We start from the raw sequence: 16,811 nt of genomic DNA, 5'->3' as shown, positions 1-16,811 counted from the left end.
TTTGTAAAAAATTACAGCGATAAAATTGCTCGATTAGAAACTGAAAATACCTATTTAAAATCTGAACGCGATAGCCTTAAAACAACTGCAAATTCTTACAGTGAAAAAGCAGAAAATCTCGAAAAAGAAAATCAGGATTTAAATGCCAAAGTAAAAGTAGGCGCAGCTTTAAAGGCAGCTAATATTAATATTACAGCTTTTAAAGTTAAAGAGAGTGGTAAAAATGTACTAGTAACTCGTGCCAGCACCGCTAACAAACTCACCATAAATTTCTCTGTTATACCTAATCCATTAGCAGAAAAAAATTATCATAAAGTATATTTAAGAGTATTTGATCCGGCAGGAAATTTAGTTGCTAATGAAAATAATATGTTTGAGATAGACGGACAGCAAATGCAATATAGTAGTGCAATTGAGTTCTCATACAATAACGATGAAGCTGTTTATAAAATTGATTGGACAAACCCAAAAGAGTTTATCAAAGGAACGTATTCAATTATCCTATATACTGACGGCTTTATAATGGGCAAAAGCCAAATCACATTACGTTAAATCTTCTTTAATCTATTTTAAACAATTGGGAAACTTAAGTAGAATGTGGTTCCTTGGTTGATTTCTGATGTAAATTCTATTGTGCCACCAGCGTTTTCTATGGCTTGTTTTACAAAGGCTAATCCTAAACCTGTACCAGAAGATTTTGTAGTGAAATTAGGCACAAAAATCTTATCCTGTAATGCGAAATCAATTCCTTTACCATTGTCCTGAACTTCTACATATACGTACTTATCATCATTTATAAGGCGAATTTGTATTGCGCATTTGCTTTTTCCTTCGCTGGCTTCAATTGCATTTTTAAGGAGATTATTAAATGTACGTAACAACTGATCTTTATCTCCGAGTATAACCACATTTCTATTCGTACGGTTAAGCACAACGATTTCAATACTATCAGATGTATTAAATACTGCTATTGCCTGCTCAATTACTGGAAGAAGTTTTAAATCTTCCAATTTGGTATCTGGCATCTTAGCAAAATTAGAGAACTCTGATGCAATTGTAGCTAAACTATCGATTTGCTCAATGAATGATTTATTGAAGCTTGCAAATTTCTTTTCAAAATTAGGATCATTTTCTTTCCATGATTTCTCTAGTAATTGCACTCCTAATTTTAATGGCGTTAATGGATTTTTAATTTCATGTGCTACTTGTTTTGCCATTTCTCTCCATGCACTCTCCCTTTCAGATCGTGCTAATTTAGTAGCACTTATTTCCAAAGCAGCAATCATCTTGTTATATTCTTTAATGAGCGAACCAATTTCATCTTGACGATGCCAAACAATGGGTTGATTTTTTTGTCCCAATTTTGTTTTTTTAATACTTTCTTGAATAAACGTAAGTGGATTGGTAATCTGGTTAGCCAGGAATACCGCAAGCACCCCAATTAATACAAAAACTAAAGCGTAAATATTAATTAATGTATTGATGAATAATCCGATTTTTGCTTGATAATCTGCCTCATTTGCATAGTATGGCAAGCCAATGTAAGCCACGGTCTCATTTTGTGCATTACGTATTGGTGCATACGCCGCCGCATAGGTAAAACTTCCTATTTTCTCGGCAGCATTTAAAAACTCTGACCTCTGCATTAAGTTTAAAGATATATATGCTTTTGGCCCTAACTTTTTTCCAATTATACCATAGTCGTACATTTTGGGTAGAGATGTTAGATATAAATTCCCTTTAGTATCGTAAAGATTTAAAAAGGCAGCATTTACATCGGCAAATTGATTAAATGCATATGCAGATTCACTATCGTTCTTAATTCCACCAGTCTTTAAAATTTGCTGTTCATAAGAAAGCTGGATCTTTCGCAATTTCTCTCGAATACTGTTTTCTTGTTGTTTTAAATATTCATCTTTAATGTAAAAAAAGGTTGTCCAGCCCACAATTAACAAAGTTGCAACTACCGATAATACTATAGAAACTTGAATTCTAGTTTTGTAAAGTATTCGATTTGCATTAATCATTAAGTATCGATTAAAACTGAACCATCCTGCTTTATTATCATCAATGTTTTTAATTATCCAAATGAGTAGATAAAGTGCAATTCCAAATAGAATAAATACTAAAAAGAAGAAGGATAAGGTAGCTAAACGGGCAATGTAGGAGACTTTTTCTTTACTTATTATAATTAATTTAGAATTATTAGGTCGATTAACTGCATGGCTGTACATTATTTTTTTATCAGTTCCTGCATCGATTTCATCCTGTGCTTCATCATTAACAAACTCGATTTTGCCTACAGCACCCTTAAATCGTTTGTTAACCATTGGATACGTGTACTTTCCAGATTGGCTATATAACAAATTATCCTTATAAAAAGCTAAAGAGTAATCTGTGAAATCTTCATCGCTTTTAGTCTTTCCATCAATTAATAAATCTGGGAAATGGCTATTAATATCATAAGGTTGAGATTTTAATTCAATTACCAACGTTCCTAATAGGTTTTTCCCATCAAATATTGGAATAAGTCCAAAGTAATTTTGATACCCAAAAGTGTCATTAATTCGGTAAGAATAGGTTGTTTCTGGTGTTTTAACAGCACCCGATTTTACTAAATTCTTGTATTTTGAAATAGGAAGACCTCCCTCCTTTTTTAACGTTGAATCTCGATTATCGTATTCGTACATATTATATTCGAAGCGAGATAAATATCCATCAAGATATTTTTTTTCAATATAATCGTGGAAACTGAATGTTTTGGTAAGTCGAGGTTCTTTAAAATACTCTACAATAGATGAATCCGAAGAAATCCCTTTTTCAAAGCTATCAATAGAGTTAATCACTTTAGGATCATCAGAATTTAATAGTTTTTCTGCGATAGCGGCTCTATTACTTCGCTCCTTAATATCGTTAAATTTGATGTATTTAATTGCCGTAAGAAAAGCCATACACAAGAAAAGAATGGCAAAGGTTCCTATCGAAAATTTACGGAGTTGAATATAATTATTCCATCCTATAATGAAAATAAGTAATGCATAAACTAAAAAGAAAACATTAAAATCAATAACCAGTTTATATATAAAATAGCCAGCTAGCATTGTTAAAAAAACAATTAACCTTTCTTTATTCGTTATATTAAGTTGTTTGCTTAACTCGATAAAAATATTGGTAGCTAAATAAACATTTAACCAAACTATACATAAAATTAAAATACATACCCAGCTAATCCAGTCGAGATTAATGATGTTGGTAATGTCAAAATTTATTTTCGAATTGTATATCAGTCCAAAGAAAATATTATCGATTAAAAAGGCAGCAAAAGATAAAATAAGCAGAAATAACGCATGAAGTAAAATCCCAATGGCTTTACCTTTAACCATCCATTTTGGTAAAATATATCGATGACGATGTGTGTACGCAAATAAGGCGATCCAAGTTACAGCAATCACATTTAAAAGTAAATCGCCAAGCGATGGAAAGAAATCACTTTGTGCGTAAATGGAAGGACTAAAAATTTCTAGGTTAAATTGATGATTAAACCAAAAAAACTGAAGATCTGATAGCCTGAAGGCAATAAAAAATACACTCAGCACTAATGTAGCTGAAACAACTAAACCTCTTTTAGCTAGCCACGAACAATAATAATTTACAAATAAACAAATGCTAAAAAGACCAATTACCCATAGCCATATCTGTATAGAAGCATAGATGTTTTTCGAATATTCTTCACTTAATTTTACTGGGAAAAGGTATTCTTTATTGATGCTAAAGATCTCTGTAATATCCTTATCTGTAAAAGTTGCTAAATCTAAACTATTGCGAGGGAAAAGTTCGGGTACAATTTGGTTTTTAAGGTACTGGTTTTCTATACTAAATTGTGTTTTTACAGCGATTAGAAACACGAAAGTATAGTTGTCTGAAGTTTTTTTAACTAGCTCATACCAACCATTTAATAATTGTGTAAAGGAAGTTCCTTCTTTTAAGCGATTAACATTTGTAGGAAATGATTTTATGGAGCTCCAGAATTGCAGATTTCCATCTTTATAAACTAAAACATTAATACCATTTACACGATTTGTATTTATAAAGTTTAAAGCTAGTTTATCGTCTTTATAGAGTTGCTTAAGCTCATTTATTTTCGATGGATTGTTCAAATAACTTTGAACAATCCGTTCTTTTATCGCTAAATTTTGTTGTAATACTTCTGCTTCATGTAAAAGGAGATCTTTTTTGGTAATCGAATTATTTAAAGACAATGCCGTAATAATACAGCAAATGCCTAGTAATAATAATAGAAACCTGATTTTACCTCCAATACTCACGTTAAAGTTATTTTAATAAGGTATTAATTATCTCCGTTACTTTCATTTAATTAAAGCAACTTAATTTGGCAATTAAACTATACTCGCACTGCTAGTTTGCACTTCTCTATTTACTTTTTTAACCAAGCCTTGTAATACATTTCCAGGCCCAACTTCTACAAATTCTGTAGCTCCATCAGCAATCATATTTGTAGCAGTTTGTGTCCATCGTACTGCACCTGTTAACTGAGCAATTAAGTTCGCTTTTATTGTTGCTGGGTCTGTAGTTGGCTTTGCATTTACATTTTGGTAAATAGGACAAATTGGCGATGAAATATTGGTGCTTTCAATTGCCGCTTGTAATTCTACTTTTGCAGGCTCCATTAACGGGGAGTGGAAGGCGCCACCAACATTTAATTTTAATGCTCTTTTTGCTCCAGCTTCTGTTAATTTCAAACAAGCTTCATCAATTCCTTCAATGCTACCAGAAATAACCAATTGACCAGGGCAATTATAATTTGCAGGAACAACAACAGCAGCAATGTTAGCACAAATTTCTTCTACAACTTCATCTGCTAAACCTAATATAGCAGCCATTGTACTAGGTTGAAGTTCACATGCTTTTTGCATCGCATTTGCACGAGCAATTACCAATTTCAAACCATCTTCAAATGAAAGTGCATTTGCAGCAACTAGTGCAGAAAATTCGCCTAAAGAATGTCCGGCAACCATATCTGGCTTAAAATCATTTCCTAAAACTTTGGCTAAAATCACAGAGTGGAGAAAAATAGCAGGCTGAGTTACGTTAGTTTGTTTCAACTCTTCATCTGTACCACTAAACATGATATCACTAATACGAAAACCTATAATTTCGTTGGCTTTTTCAAATAATTCTTTTGCTAATGGATTTTCATAAAGGTCTTTACCCATACCCACAAATTGGGCACCTTGCCCAGGAAATATATATGCTTTCATACTATTTAATCCCCAAAGGGAAGATTATATTTTGTTAAATTTTGTTCTTAGAAGTTTAGACTAATGAAGGTCTGCTGTTATTAACCTCAAAAACTCTGCTCTTGTTTTATCATTGCTAATAAATTCTCCAGTAAATGCCGAAGTTGTGGTTACAGAATTTTGTTTTTGCACACCTCGCATCGACATACACAAGTGTTTACACTCAATTACAACTGCTACACCTGCAGGATGTAATGTTTCTTGAATGCAATCTCTAATTTCATTTGTTAAACGTTCTTGCACTTGTAAACGGCGAGAAAATGCATCTACCACTCTTGGTATTTTACTTAAGCCAACAATGTGTCCGTTTGGAATATAAGCGATGTGCGCTTTGCCGAAAAATGGCAGCATGTGGTGTTCACACATAGAATAAACTTCAATGTCTTTTACCACCACCATTTGACTATAATCTTCTTTAAACATAGCCGAGCGAAGAATTTCTTGGGGTTGAATATCGTACCCATGAGTTAAATATTGCAACGCTTTAGCTACACGTTCTGGCGTTTTTAACAGACCTTCTCGTTCTGGGTTTTCACCTAGTTTCCCTAAAATATGTTTGTAGTGTATAGCAACCGAAGCGATCTTTTCATCATCGTATCGATCTATTTTTTGGTAGCCTATTGTTTCTTCTTCGTGATCGTATTTATCGTTTTCCATTAGTTTATAATTTGTTTTTAATGGTTATTAACCAAAATACTCTACAAAGTTATTTTCGGTTTCGTAAATTTTAATGCAATGTAATTGTGCTCCGTTCTCCTTAATGTGAGGGGCTAAAATATCCCAAATCGCGATAGCTAAATTTTCTGTAGATGCTAAAATATCTTTCATAAAATCTACATCTAAATTCAAATTCTTATGATCTACTTTATCAATTACGTACAGGTTAATTATCTGTTTTAGCCATTTCAAATCCACTAAAAATCCAGTTTCTGGGTTAACTTCTCCTTTAACAGTTACATATAATTGATAATTATGTCCATGCCAATTTGGGTTTGCGCATTTACCATAAATCTCTGTATTTTTATCCTCACTCCAATCTTTTCTTGATAATTTGTGAGCCGCATTAAAGCTTTCTCTGCGTGTTATATAAATCATTTTGTATCAAATAAAGAACAAATATACTATATATTGGTTAAGGTTGATAGTAGATAGACCATTAGCAGTCGACCATTTAGCATAGAAAGAATTTCTTTACATTTACCTTATGAAACTATTAGTTGTTGCTGCAACAAAAGCTGAGTTTAGTAAAGTATTTGAACATTTTAACCTGCCGGATGAAAATTTTATACAGTTTGATAAATTTGATATACTCATTACTGGCGTGGGTATGACAGCTACAGCTTTTGCTTTAGGCCGGCATTTGAATAGCACCTATAATTTGGTTGTAAATGTTGGCATCGCCGGAAGTTTTGATAAAAATATTCCATTAGGAAGTTTAGTTAATATAAACATAGATACATTTGCCGAATTAGGCGCTGAAAATCTTGATGAATTTATTACGATTGATGAATTAGGTTTTGGCAACAACACTTTTAAAGCTACTTATCAGGTAAGTGATTTACTGACGGTAACGGGAATTACAGTGAATAAAGTTCATGGAAATATCGATAACATTACAAAAATTGAGCAAAAATTTAATCCACAAACAGAAAGCATGGAAGGTGCTGCTGTATTTTATGCTTGTAATGTACTTCAAATTCCATGTGCACAAATAAGAAGCATTTCCAATCATGTTGAACCAAGAAATAAAGAGAATTGGCAAATTGGATTAGCTATTAAAAATTTAAATTATTGGCTAATCGATTTTATTAATGCAAAAACGAAATGAGTTAAACATGACGATACAAATCACTTTTAACTATATTTTTGCGTTATGAAACTTACACTTGGTTTTTCGCCTTGCCCTAATGATACGTTTATTTTCGATGCCCTAATTCATGGTAAAATTGACACCGAGGGCTTAACTTTTGATGTTTCTTTTGATGATGTAGAAACCTTAAATCAAAAGGCAATGCATGGCGAATTAGACATTACTAAATTAAGTTTTCATGCCTTTGCTTATGTAGTAGAAAAGTATGCGCTTTTAAACGCAGGTAGCGCTTTAGGCTTTGGGGTTGGTCCATTACTGATTTGTAAAAAGGAAAAAGCAGAAGAAATCGAAGCCAAATTAAAGTCCGTTCAGGACAACGATTCATTAAAAGTTGGAATACCTGGAAAATACACAACAGCAAATTTTTTATTAGGCATTGCCTATCCTCAACTCCTAAATAAAAAAGAAATGGTGTTTTCTGAAATTGAAAATGCTTTACTAAACGAAGAAATTGATTTAGGTCTAATCATCCACGAAAATCGCTTTACTTATCAGGATAAAGGCTTGCATAAGATAGTTGATTTAGGCAGTTATTGGGAACAATTAACAGGTTGTGCAATCCCTTTGGGCGGAATTGTAATCAATCGCAAATTAAGTTTAAAAATACAACAAAAAGTAAATCGATTGATTAGAAAATCTGTAGAATATGCTTTTGCGAATCCTAAATCTGGCATTGAGTTTATTCGTCAGCATGCACAAGAAATGGATGAAGGCGTGATGTACAAGCACATAAAATTGTATGTAAATAAATACTCGATAGATTTAGGCGAAGAAGGCAAGAAAGCAATTGATACTTTATTTGAAAAAGCAGTTAAAAACGAAGTAATTCCTGCTTTTAAGCAGAATCTATATGTGGGTTAAATTACTTACTGTGAACAAGGTCCTTCAGGAATTTGCTTGCTAATTTTAAGCAACTTTGTTACTACCATTGTAGAATCATAATCACCAGTAACTGTTGTCGTATCAGATTTTATCAATTTACATTCTACTTCAATATAAACTGGTGTATATGGTTTTTCGAAACCAAGATTGCTGTAAGCCAATTCTAACGTTTTAGCACTATCTGCCACCCAATATTCTCTTCGTTCTTCGCAATCTGTAAAAGATTTAATTTCTGGCCCGAAGCTGTAGAGCCCTTTAGCAATGATTGTTTTGTTTTTATCATCACTAGATTTTTTATCTCTATTGCAAGCTGAGAAAACAACCATTGCAGTAAATAATAAGAGAATTAATTTTTTATAGCTATTCATGTTTTAAAGATCTTGATTTAATTGATCCATTTTCTTTACGCTTAAATTTGATGCCAAAGCTGAGGCGACAAAAGAAAAAATACTAACAGTGACAAAAACGAGCACAAAATCTTTCCATTTAAAAGCGATTGGATAAGCGTTGGATACTAATAAATTTGATTCTCCCATCTTAACCCATCCAAAACGCTGTTGTAGCAAACAGAAAACAAATCCAATTAATAATCCAAAGATACAACCCGTTAGCGTTATCATCATACCTTCGACCAAAAATATTCTTTTTATTAGCTTTTTACCTGCCCCAAGGCTATTCAAAATAGAAATATCTTTAAGTTTATCGATAACTAACATCGTTAATGAGCCAATAATATTAAATATAGCGATAATTAAAATGAAGGTTAAAATTATATAAACCATCCATTTTTCTGAGCCTAAAACATTATATAATCCTTGATTTTGTTGTATTCTATTTTTAACTACAAAGTTTGAACCTAGTTTTTGAGCTATCTGGTTTTTTAACGTTTCGGCATCTACACCATCCTTTACATTTATTTCTATTGCCGATACATTTTTATCTTCCCCCAAAAGTTCACGAGCAAATTCTAAGGGAACGATAATTAGATTATCAAAATCCTGCTGAACTTCAAATACTCCAGATGGCGGAATACTCAATACAGTAAAGTCATCCATTGGATTAATAGAATTCGCTTTAACACCTTTTTTTGGAGAATAAATTTGTAGTTTTTCAAAAGGATCACTAGAATTTACACCTAAATAGGCTTGTAAAGCAGAGCCGATAACTGCATTTGGTCCATTCTTATTTTCTAATACGAAATTACCCTCAATCATGATGGTATCTAAACTCTTATTCTTCAAAAAATCACTACTTACACCTTTTACCAAAGCAGGCGATTGTTTGTTGTTGTACCAAATTAAAGCATTTTCTGATAGAACTTCTGTATAGGAGAATATCGATTTATTTGCCTGTAACTCGTTAAAATAAGCTGTATTTGGGTTAAACGTTTTGCCTTTCGATGGCATGACGATGATTTGTGGTGTAATGGTATTGAACATTTTAAGTACAACTTCTTCAAAACCATTAAATACTGATAAAATGATGATTAAAGCTGTACTTCCTACAAAAACACCCAAAACGGAAATTGCCGAAATAATATTTATGGCATTGGTAGATTTTTTTGCAAAAAGATACCTGCGTGCAATATAAAATGCTGTATTCACCTTTCAAATATATGGAAAATGTAAGCGGTAAAACGGACGTTTAGCAACTACACTAAAAAAGGATTATTCATTTTCTCAAAACCAATAGTTGTCGAAGGCCCATGACCAGGAAAAACTTCACAATCATCTGGCAGTTGAAATAAATTTTCTTTAATGCTAGTTATTAATTGTTGGTGATTACCACCAGGCAAATCAGTTCTTCCTATACTTCGATAAAACAATACATCACCACCTATTAAAAAGTTTTCATCAACTGCATAAAAACATAAATGAGCTGGCGAATGACCTGGTGCAAAAACCAATTCTAGTTTACTATTACCAAAAGTGACAGTACCAGTCTCTGGTAAAAAAACTTCAGGCTCTGGAGAAAGTTCGTACCGCATGCCCATTTGTGGTGCGTAACCAGCAACCGCTTGTAAAATATATAATTCGCCTTTATGAAACTGTGGTTTTAATGACCAATTATCAAACACAAATTTATTACCTAAAACATGGTCAATATGACAATGCGTATTCAGTAGAAGTTCTGGTTTTAATTGATTTTCTTTTATAAAAGTTACCAATTCGTTTTGTTCAGCTCCATCGTACATTCCTGGATCTATAATTACACAAGCTCCAGTTTCATCGTATAAAACGTAGGTGTTTTCTTGGTAAGGATTAAATGTAAATTTCTTTAAACTGATCATATTTTACAAGGTAGTAAGTTTGAAATATTTGAACATTTGAAACGTTGCAAGCTTACAACATTTCAACTTCACACTAGTTTTTCCACTTAAAGGTTTCAATCATTCTGTCAATATCCTTTTTGAGGAATTTAACTACAGGTTGAATAGAATCGTATTGTGGGCGTTCGTTAAAATACAGAGCCCCTCTAAAATAATGCTTTGCGCTATCCGTTAAAAAAAACTGAACTGAAGATGCTGTATTCCCCTCTATTGCATAATAAATACCATATACTTTTCTTTCAGGATAATTAATTAACCTTTGGTCGATTGAATTTGCTTTAATCGTATGTTTCATGGCTAATGTTCTAGCCGATTCCGTCATTTCGTTATAATTCTTTTCAGAAAAGACACCATAATATGTCAGGTGGAGCTTGCCATTAAATTGTGGGAAATTCATATTATTCCAACAAGGTTGAGCATTTTTATCGCTATCTACTGCTATCTGAGCGTAAACAGGATATTCAAACGTAAAAGGGCAATTTGAGTTAAATACTCTATAGTGTTTTTCTGGAAAATTAATACGGAAATACCCTTTGGGTTTTGGTGTATTTGTACTTTCACTATTACAAGCAGCGATAACGAACAGCAAAACTAATAGTAAAAGGAGATTTCTTTTCATATTATATATTCCAAATATACCATGAACGTTCCGCTTGTAGAAATAGCATTTCCAATCCGTTTTTAATTTTTGCCCCTTGATTTTTCGCTTTCTTTAAAAACTCAGTTTCTTCTGGATTATAAACCAAATCGTACGCCAAATGTTGCGCACCTAGAAACTGATAAGGAATGGGTGCGTAAGAATATAAGTTTGGTGACATCCCCAACGGAGTTGTATTAATGAGCACTGTATATTCATTCAATATTTCTTCAGTAATTGCTGAATATAAAATTGTATTTTGAACAGGATTTCTCACCACCACCAAATAGGGAATTTGCAGTTGATCCAATACATATTTAACTGCTTTTGCAGCTCCACCATCACCAAATATTAAGGCTTTTTGATGGTGCTTTTCTAATAGTGGTTTTAACGATTCTGAAAAACCATATGCATCAGTATTATATCCTTTTAGCTTAGGTTGATTCCCATTTTGATCGATAGAAATACAATTTACTGCACCAATTTCTTCCGCCGCGTCATCAATTTCATTTAAAAAAGAGATTACATTTACTTTGTGCGGTATAGTTACATTTAATCCGCAAAGCGATGGATGAGCAGTAATTAAATCTTGGATTTCATTCGCATTTTCAATCGCAAATAATTCATAGCTGCAATCTGCAATTTGCTCATTCTCGAATTTTTCGGAAAAGAATTTTTTAGAAAATGAATGCGATAAAGGAAAGCCGATTAATCCGAATGTTCTCATGTTTTATAAAAAAACCGTCGATTAAAAGTCGACGGCAAATGATCTCCTCGCAATAACGAGTTATTTTTTATTTAAGAAATAATCAAAAGTATCCCCTCTTAAGCCTAAACGAATAGTTTCTAAAGGAATTACTTCCGCAGGTGCGATATTACCTAAATTTACATTTGTACCAATTAGTTTGATAAACCAAACTTGTTGTTCTTTTTGTGGCGCTTCCCAAATAATCGTTTCTTCAGGTATTTGCGTTAAAATCTCATCTACAAGCCCCTCTCTAACTTCACCAGTGCCACGATAAATGCCGACATTTCCTCCTTCACGAGCTTCTGCAATAACTTTCCAAGAACCCGCTTCAATTTCAGCTTTCATTAAAGCAATCCATTTGTAAGGAGCAAATATTTTAGCCGCATCTTTAGAACCAACTTCAGAAATTACTGTAACCTGAGTTGATAACTTTCTAATAAATTCGCACTTCTCATCGTGTTCAATATCCATAGAACCATCCGAAACTTCAGCATATTCCATTCCAAATTCTTCTAAAACCCTGCGGTAATCATCAAATTGATTACGAATAGCAAATGCTTCAAACAATGTTCCACCAAAATAAGTTGGAATACCAGCATCGCGATAAATAGCTAGCTTTTCTTTTAATTTAGGTGTTACAAACGAAGTTGCCCATCCTAACTTTACAATATCTGTATGTACACCAGCAACATCTATAAAGTCTTCAACTTGTCTAAGGCTCAGTCCTTTATCCATTACCATGGTTAATCCACCTTGACGAGGTTTTACCGAGCGGTCAGGGATATCATTTAATTTGTAATTCATATATGCTGCAAAGGTTAAAAAAACTCTGCTATTTTTTAAATAAAGCTGTTATTTCTTGTTAATTTCTATTTGATGTACTTATTGATAACTTCTATGATCAATCCATTATCTTGCAATTGAGGTAAATATTCGAATAAGATATAATGTTTTTCTGGGTCGGTAACCAAAGCTGTTTCTAAATAAGCAATAGCATCGTTGCTTTGACCAAGTGCAAATAAATAAGCCACCATTCGGTAATATAATTCTGCCGCATCTGGGTTATTTTTAATAGCCTCCGCCATCGTTTCTGAAGCCTCTACTAATTTCCCTTGTTCATATAACACAGTCGAAAAATCTAGCCAAGCTTCAATATCTAGCGGATTATATTCTAAAACTTTATAATATGCTTCTACAGATTCTTCTGTTTGACCTAATTTATAATGTGCATCGGCCATAGCAAACCAAAAATCCGGATTTTCTTCATCCAGCTCTAATGCTTTTTTATAGAAATGAAGAGATTCGAAAAAACGTTCTTCAAAATTCAAGGTTACACCAATTCCAAACCAAGCATCTGCCATTTTTGAATCCATTTTTACTGATTTTTTGTAGTAAGAACGGGCTTCATCCATTTTTTCAAGCTTCTCGTAGCATTCTCCTATTGCGCAATATGTATCTGCATTAGGCGGTTCGTATTCAAAAGTTTGTTTATAAACATCAATTGCCTCTTGGTATTTATCCAATTGTACTAAAGCGTTGCCTTTATTATAGTAAGCTGAAGCAAAATTTTCTTTAATTAAAATAGCATAATCGTATGCATCAATTGCTTTTTCAAACAAATCTAACTTGTGATAAGAGTTTGCTAAATTGTACCATGCAGCATAAGAATATGGATCGCTATCAATATATTCTTGGTAAAACTGAATACTCTCTTCCTGTTTATCTAAAATATCATAGCAAAAGGCAAGTTCATATAAACCATCCTTATTCTCCATGTTTTGTTCTAAGCTTCGCTTGATGTAAACAATTGCAGTTTCATAATCATGCATATTTTGATACACATATGCCATTTGCAACAAAATCTCATCTGTAGTTTCAGCTAATGTTAATGCTTTTTCAAAATTTTCTAAAGCTTCTGCATGGCGATCTAAATTCTGATAAATATTTCCGCGTAAAACATAAATATCAGGCTCAGATGCCTCTAACATTTCTGCTTTTTCTAGTGCAGCAAATGCCTTATCTACCTGATTGGTAAATAATAATAACTGGGCTTGTTTAATTAAAAAAACCGCAGCATACGGGTGTTGGTTTAAAGCATATTCTATAACCTGCAATGCTTTAACCGGGTCGTTCTTTTCTATATAATTGTCAATTATATATTCAAATGCCTGCGCATCAAAAAAGTATTGATCCTGGTTTCGGATCATCTCTTCATAACGTTCTACTGAGTGTTGCGCATCGTTGTTAAAATCAAATTCAAATTCTTCTTCCATGTCTCGAATATTTAAAGAACAAACCCATTATTTCAAATACCTTATAAGTTTACGTTATTTACAAGCTGACTTAAGAAAATAATTTTCAACATACACACACTCTACAGGGTAATTAATTAGTAATAAAAGATTTAGCTTTATGCTATTGTGAATGATGAGGGTGGTTGATCTATAACCTTTTGTTCTTTTAACTATTTACAAAAATAACATATATTTAACTCAAATCAGTAAAATTCAAGTCATGAAACGATTAAGCGTTATTCTATTATTATCTCTATTTGGAAGCGTTCAGCTTCATGCACAATCAAATACTGAAGAAACTGCTGTAAAAGCAGCCATTAATTTATTATTTGATGGCATGAGAAATACCGATACTGCAATGATACGCAAAGCTTTTGCAGCTCAAAATACGATGCAGACAATCGCGAAAAACAAGGACGGGAAATTTGTAGTCAGAACAGAAAATGTAAGTGATTTTATTAAAAGTGTTGGCGCTCCGCATCCCGAAAAATATGATGAACGTATTGTATTTACGAAAATATTAATCGATGCTAATCTTGCTAGTGTGTGGACGGATTATAAGTTTTATGTAGGTGAGAAATTTAGCCATTGCGGCGTTAATTCTTTCCAACTTTTTAAAGGAGAAGATGGGTGGAAAATTATTTATATCATTGATACGCGAAGGAAAGATAATTGTAATCCTTGAGTTAATAATAAAGCTGCAGATGCACTACATCTGCAGCTTAAAATTGCTTTATTTCTTCGCTAATTCTTCAGCACCAGCTTTAAAATAACTTGCCTGTTTCAACAAATTATCTTTTGCCTCTTGACTAGGAGCTGTTTCTGCGGCTTTTAATTTAGCTTGCTCTGCAGTTGTAAATACTTGAACAAATTGTTTTCCATAATACTGTGTCAATTTAGTTCTATCCATGTTAGTAATGATAGCTTGAACACCAGCTTGAGTAATTTTTGGATTTGTGTTTTTACTTAGATAAGAAGAATAAAAACCCACCACTTGAGCTAGTTTATTAATGCCTTCATTATTTACAATGTTTAAGTAAAAATCATTATAGCTATCATCACCTAATGCTGCATAAACTTGTGCCAATTGACTAGGAATATGTGCTTTTGTATCTGCATCTAAACTCGACATTACCCCGCTTAATGAAGAAGGTTCTAACATATTGATGGCTTGCAAACCTGTACCAATAACTTTATAAGAACGATCTTTTAAACTCTCTTTCGCAAGTGGCAAATAAGTTTTATCGCCAGATGTAGCTAATCTTGCTAATGCAGTTGCTCTAACATTTGAATTTTTATCCTGTTTTGCCATAGCAGCTAATGTTGAGCCAACCATTACCTTTATGGTTTCATCCTTTAAATTAAAACCTTTAATCGCCAACGCCCTTAATGCCTCATTTTGATCTTTTAGAGCTAATAGTAGCATTTGTTGAGCAGCCGTTTCTTTGTTTTTCAATGTTGCTTGCTCAATTGCTTTAATTCTATTGGCATATGATGGTGCGTTTGTGTATTGGAAAATATAATTTTCCAATGTTTTATCTTCTTTAACCTGTCCAACTATAATTTTATCTGCATCAAAATCAATTAAGTCTGGTTTTGCCGAAACTGGAAAACTAAAGCTTTGTTCTCTACTATTAATTACAATTTCTTTAGTTGTTTTTTTACCGCCCACATAAAAATCAACTTTTATAGGAAGTGTAAATGTTTGTACAGATACAGCTTGAATTTGTTTCACATTTATAGTTGCATTCCCTTCTTTATAATCATATTTCACATCTAAAATTGGGTGCCCACCTGCATAATACCATTGGTTAAAATACGGCGACCAATCTTTTCCTGTTACATCTTCAAATGCCAAACGTAATTGTTGAGCTTCTCCATTTTTAAACGCATTTGTAGTTAAATAACGGTTTAACGATTTGAAAAAGGCCTCATCACCCATTTGATTTTTTAACGCATATAAAATCACTGCTCCTTTTGGATAACTGATATTATCGAAAACATCTTCTTTATCGTTATAATTAAAACGTACTAATGTTGGGCTTTCGCCATTTTGGGTTGATGATAAATACGTGTTTAATTTCTCATATCTTGTTCTATCCGCAGCGTCTTTTCCTGCATCGTATTGTTTCCAAATAATTTCTGAAAAAGCTGCAAATGATTCATTCACTGTAATATTCGACCATGATTCCGCAGTTACATAATCGCCAAACCATTGATGAAATAACTCATGTGCTATTGTACTTTCCTGATCTCCATCCAACAATTCTCTATCAGTTGCTTGTACAGCTTCGCCGTGTAAAGTAGCAGTTGTGTTTTCCATTGCTCCTGAAACATAATCGCGGGCAACAATTTGTGAGTATTTATTCCAAGGATATTCAACACCAGTAACTTGAGAAAAGAAACCCATCATTTTAGGCGTTTTACCAAAAATCGCTTTAGCGTATGGCGCATATTTTGGCTCTAAATAATAGTTAACCTCTTTGCCTTTGTACGTGTCTTTATAAATTTTGAAATCGCCTACAGCCATCATAAATAGATAGGGAGAATGTGGCAAATCCATTTTCCAAGTATCTGTTCTTGTTCCATTTGTATTTGTTTTTTGCGAAACTAATTTACCGTTGGATAAAGTCACATATTTCGACAAAACCGTCATCGAAATTTCGGCAGTTGTTTTTTGATTTGGTTTATCAATAGTTGGGAACCAAGCAGAAGAAGCTTCGGTTTCGCCCT

15 protein-coding genes and 1 pseudogene are annotated in these 16,811 nt (G+C 33.0%); 4 read left to right on the top strand and 12 right to left on the bottom strand.

Going from position 1 to position 16,811, the window contains the following annotated elements; all coding sequences use genetic code 11:
• Window positions 1-552, top strand: a pseudogene (locus tag WC622_RS14910) (hypothetical protein); the annotation flags it as partial.
• 17 nt (window positions 553-569) lie between these two features.
• Here WC622_RS14910 and WC622_RS14905 read toward each other — a convergent pair.
• The 4 genes from WC622_RS14905 to WC622_RS14890 all read right to left on the bottom strand — a co-directional run bounded on the left by WC622_RS14905 (window position 570) and on the right by WC622_RS14890 (window position 6,413).
• The gene (locus WC622_RS14905; protein ID WP_372820499.1) at window positions 570-4,325 is read right to left on the bottom strand and encodes an ATP-binding protein; all 3,756 of its coding nucleotides are present in this window, start codon (window positions 4,323-4,325) and stop codon (window positions 570-572) included.
• A 72-nt stretch (window positions 4,326-4,397) separates the two neighbouring features.
• Entirely contained in the window at window positions 4,398-5,279 is an 882-nt protein-coding gene (gene fabD, locus WC622_RS14900; RefSeq protein ID WP_372820498.1) for an ACP S-malonyltransferase, read from the bottom strand.
• Between the two features lie 60 nt (window positions 5,280-5,339).
• Window positions 5,340-5,975, bottom strand: a complete 636-nt coding sequence (gene folE / locus WC622_RS14895; protein WP_372820497.1) for a GTP cyclohydrolase I FolE — start codon at window positions 5,973-5,975, stop codon at window positions 5,340-5,342.
• 27 nt (window positions 5,976-6,002) lie between these two features.
• Window positions 6,003-6,413, bottom strand: a complete 411-nt coding sequence (locus WC622_RS14890) for a 6-pyruvoyl tetrahydropterin synthase family protein (RefSeq protein ID WP_372820496.1) — start codon at window positions 6,411-6,413, stop codon at window positions 6,003-6,005.
• 109 nt (window positions 6,414-6,522) lie between these two features.
• Between WC622_RS14890 and mqnB the strand changes: the two genes are divergently transcribed.
• Entirely contained in the window at window positions 6,523-7,146 is a 624-nt protein-coding gene (gene mqnB / locus WC622_RS14885; RefSeq protein WP_372820495.1) for a futalosine hydrolase, read from the top strand.
• A gap of 45 nt (window positions 7,147-7,191) precedes the next feature.
• Window positions 7,192-8,049: a menaquinone biosynthesis family protein gene (locus WC622_RS14880; RefSeq protein ID WP_372820494.1), complete on the top strand. Its 858-nt coding sequence runs from the start codon at window positions 7,192-7,194 to the stop codon at window positions 8,047-8,049.
• A 5-nt stretch (window positions 8,050-8,054) separates the two neighbouring features.
• Here WC622_RS14880 and WC622_RS14875 read toward each other — a convergent pair whose 3' ends face one another.
• The 7 genes from WC622_RS14875 to WC622_RS14845 all read right to left on the bottom strand — a co-directional run bounded on the left by WC622_RS14875 (window position 8,055) and on the right by WC622_RS14845 (window position 14,057).
• Window positions 8,055-8,438 carry a hypothetical protein gene (locus WC622_RS14875; RefSeq protein WP_372820493.1) on the bottom strand — a complete coding sequence of 128 codons (384 nt, stop codon included), beginning with the start codon at window positions 8,436-8,438 and terminating at the stop codon, window positions 8,055-8,057.
• Window positions 8,439-8,441: 3 nt separating this feature from the next.
• Window positions 8,442-9,674, bottom strand: coding sequence for an ABC transporter permease (locus WC622_RS14870; RefSeq protein WP_372820492.1), 1,233 nt, complete (start codon window positions 9,672-9,674; stop codon window positions 8,442-8,444).
• A 47-nt stretch (window positions 9,675-9,721) separates the two neighbouring features.
• On the bottom strand, window positions 9,722-10,360 hold the full coding sequence (locus tag WC622_RS14865; RefSeq protein WP_372820491.1) for an MBL fold metallo-hydrolase: 639 nt from the start codon (window positions 10,358-10,360) through the stop codon (window positions 9,722-9,724).
• Between the two features lie 73 nt (window positions 10,361-10,433).
• Window positions 10,434-11,018 carry a gliding motility lipoprotein GldD gene (gene gldD / locus WC622_RS14860; RefSeq protein WP_372820490.1) on the bottom strand — a complete coding sequence of 195 codons (585 nt, stop codon included), beginning with the start codon at window positions 11,016-11,018 and terminating at the stop codon, window positions 10,434-10,436.
• A 1-nt stretch (window position 11,019) separates the two neighbouring features.
• Window positions 11,020-11,763 carry a shikimate dehydrogenase gene (gene aroE, locus WC622_RS14855; RefSeq protein WP_372820489.1) on the bottom strand — a complete coding sequence of 248 codons (744 nt, stop codon included), beginning with the start codon at window positions 11,761-11,763 and terminating at the stop codon, window positions 11,020-11,022.
• Window positions 11,764-11,823: 60 nt separating this feature from the next.
• Window positions 11,824-12,588, bottom strand: a complete 765-nt coding sequence (locus WC622_RS14850; protein WP_372820488.1) for a phosphosulfolactate synthase — start codon at window positions 12,586-12,588, stop codon at window positions 11,824-11,826.
• Between the two features lie 65 nt (window positions 12,589-12,653).
• Window positions 12,654-14,057: a tetratricopeptide repeat protein gene (locus WC622_RS14845; protein ID WP_372820487.1), complete on the bottom strand. Its 1,404-nt coding sequence runs from the start codon at window positions 14,055-14,057 to the stop codon at window positions 12,654-12,656.
• Between the two features lie 241 nt (window positions 14,058-14,298).
• Here WC622_RS14845 and WC622_RS14840 point away from each other — a divergent pair, with 241 nt between their 5' ends.
• Window positions 14,299-14,763 (top strand): nuclear transport factor 2 family protein, encoded by a 465-nt coding sequence (locus WC622_RS14840; RefSeq protein WP_372820486.1) that lies wholly within the window; start codon window positions 14,299-14,301, stop codon window positions 14,761-14,763.
• Between the two features lie 48 nt (window positions 14,764-14,811).
• Here WC622_RS14840 and WC622_RS14835 read toward each other — a convergent pair.
• Window positions 14,812-16,811 (bottom strand): M1 family metallopeptidase (locus tag WC622_RS14835; RefSeq protein ID WP_372820485.1); only part of this gene is annotated, 2,000 nt, incomplete at its 5' end.

Source organism: Pedobacter sp. (assembly GCF_041662865.1).
In the GTDB taxonomy this organism is placed as follows: domain Bacteria; phylum Bacteroidota; class Bacteroidia; order Sphingobacteriales; family Sphingobacteriaceae; genus Pedobacter.
This window is presented reverse-complemented; position numbering and strand designations above follow the sequence as displayed.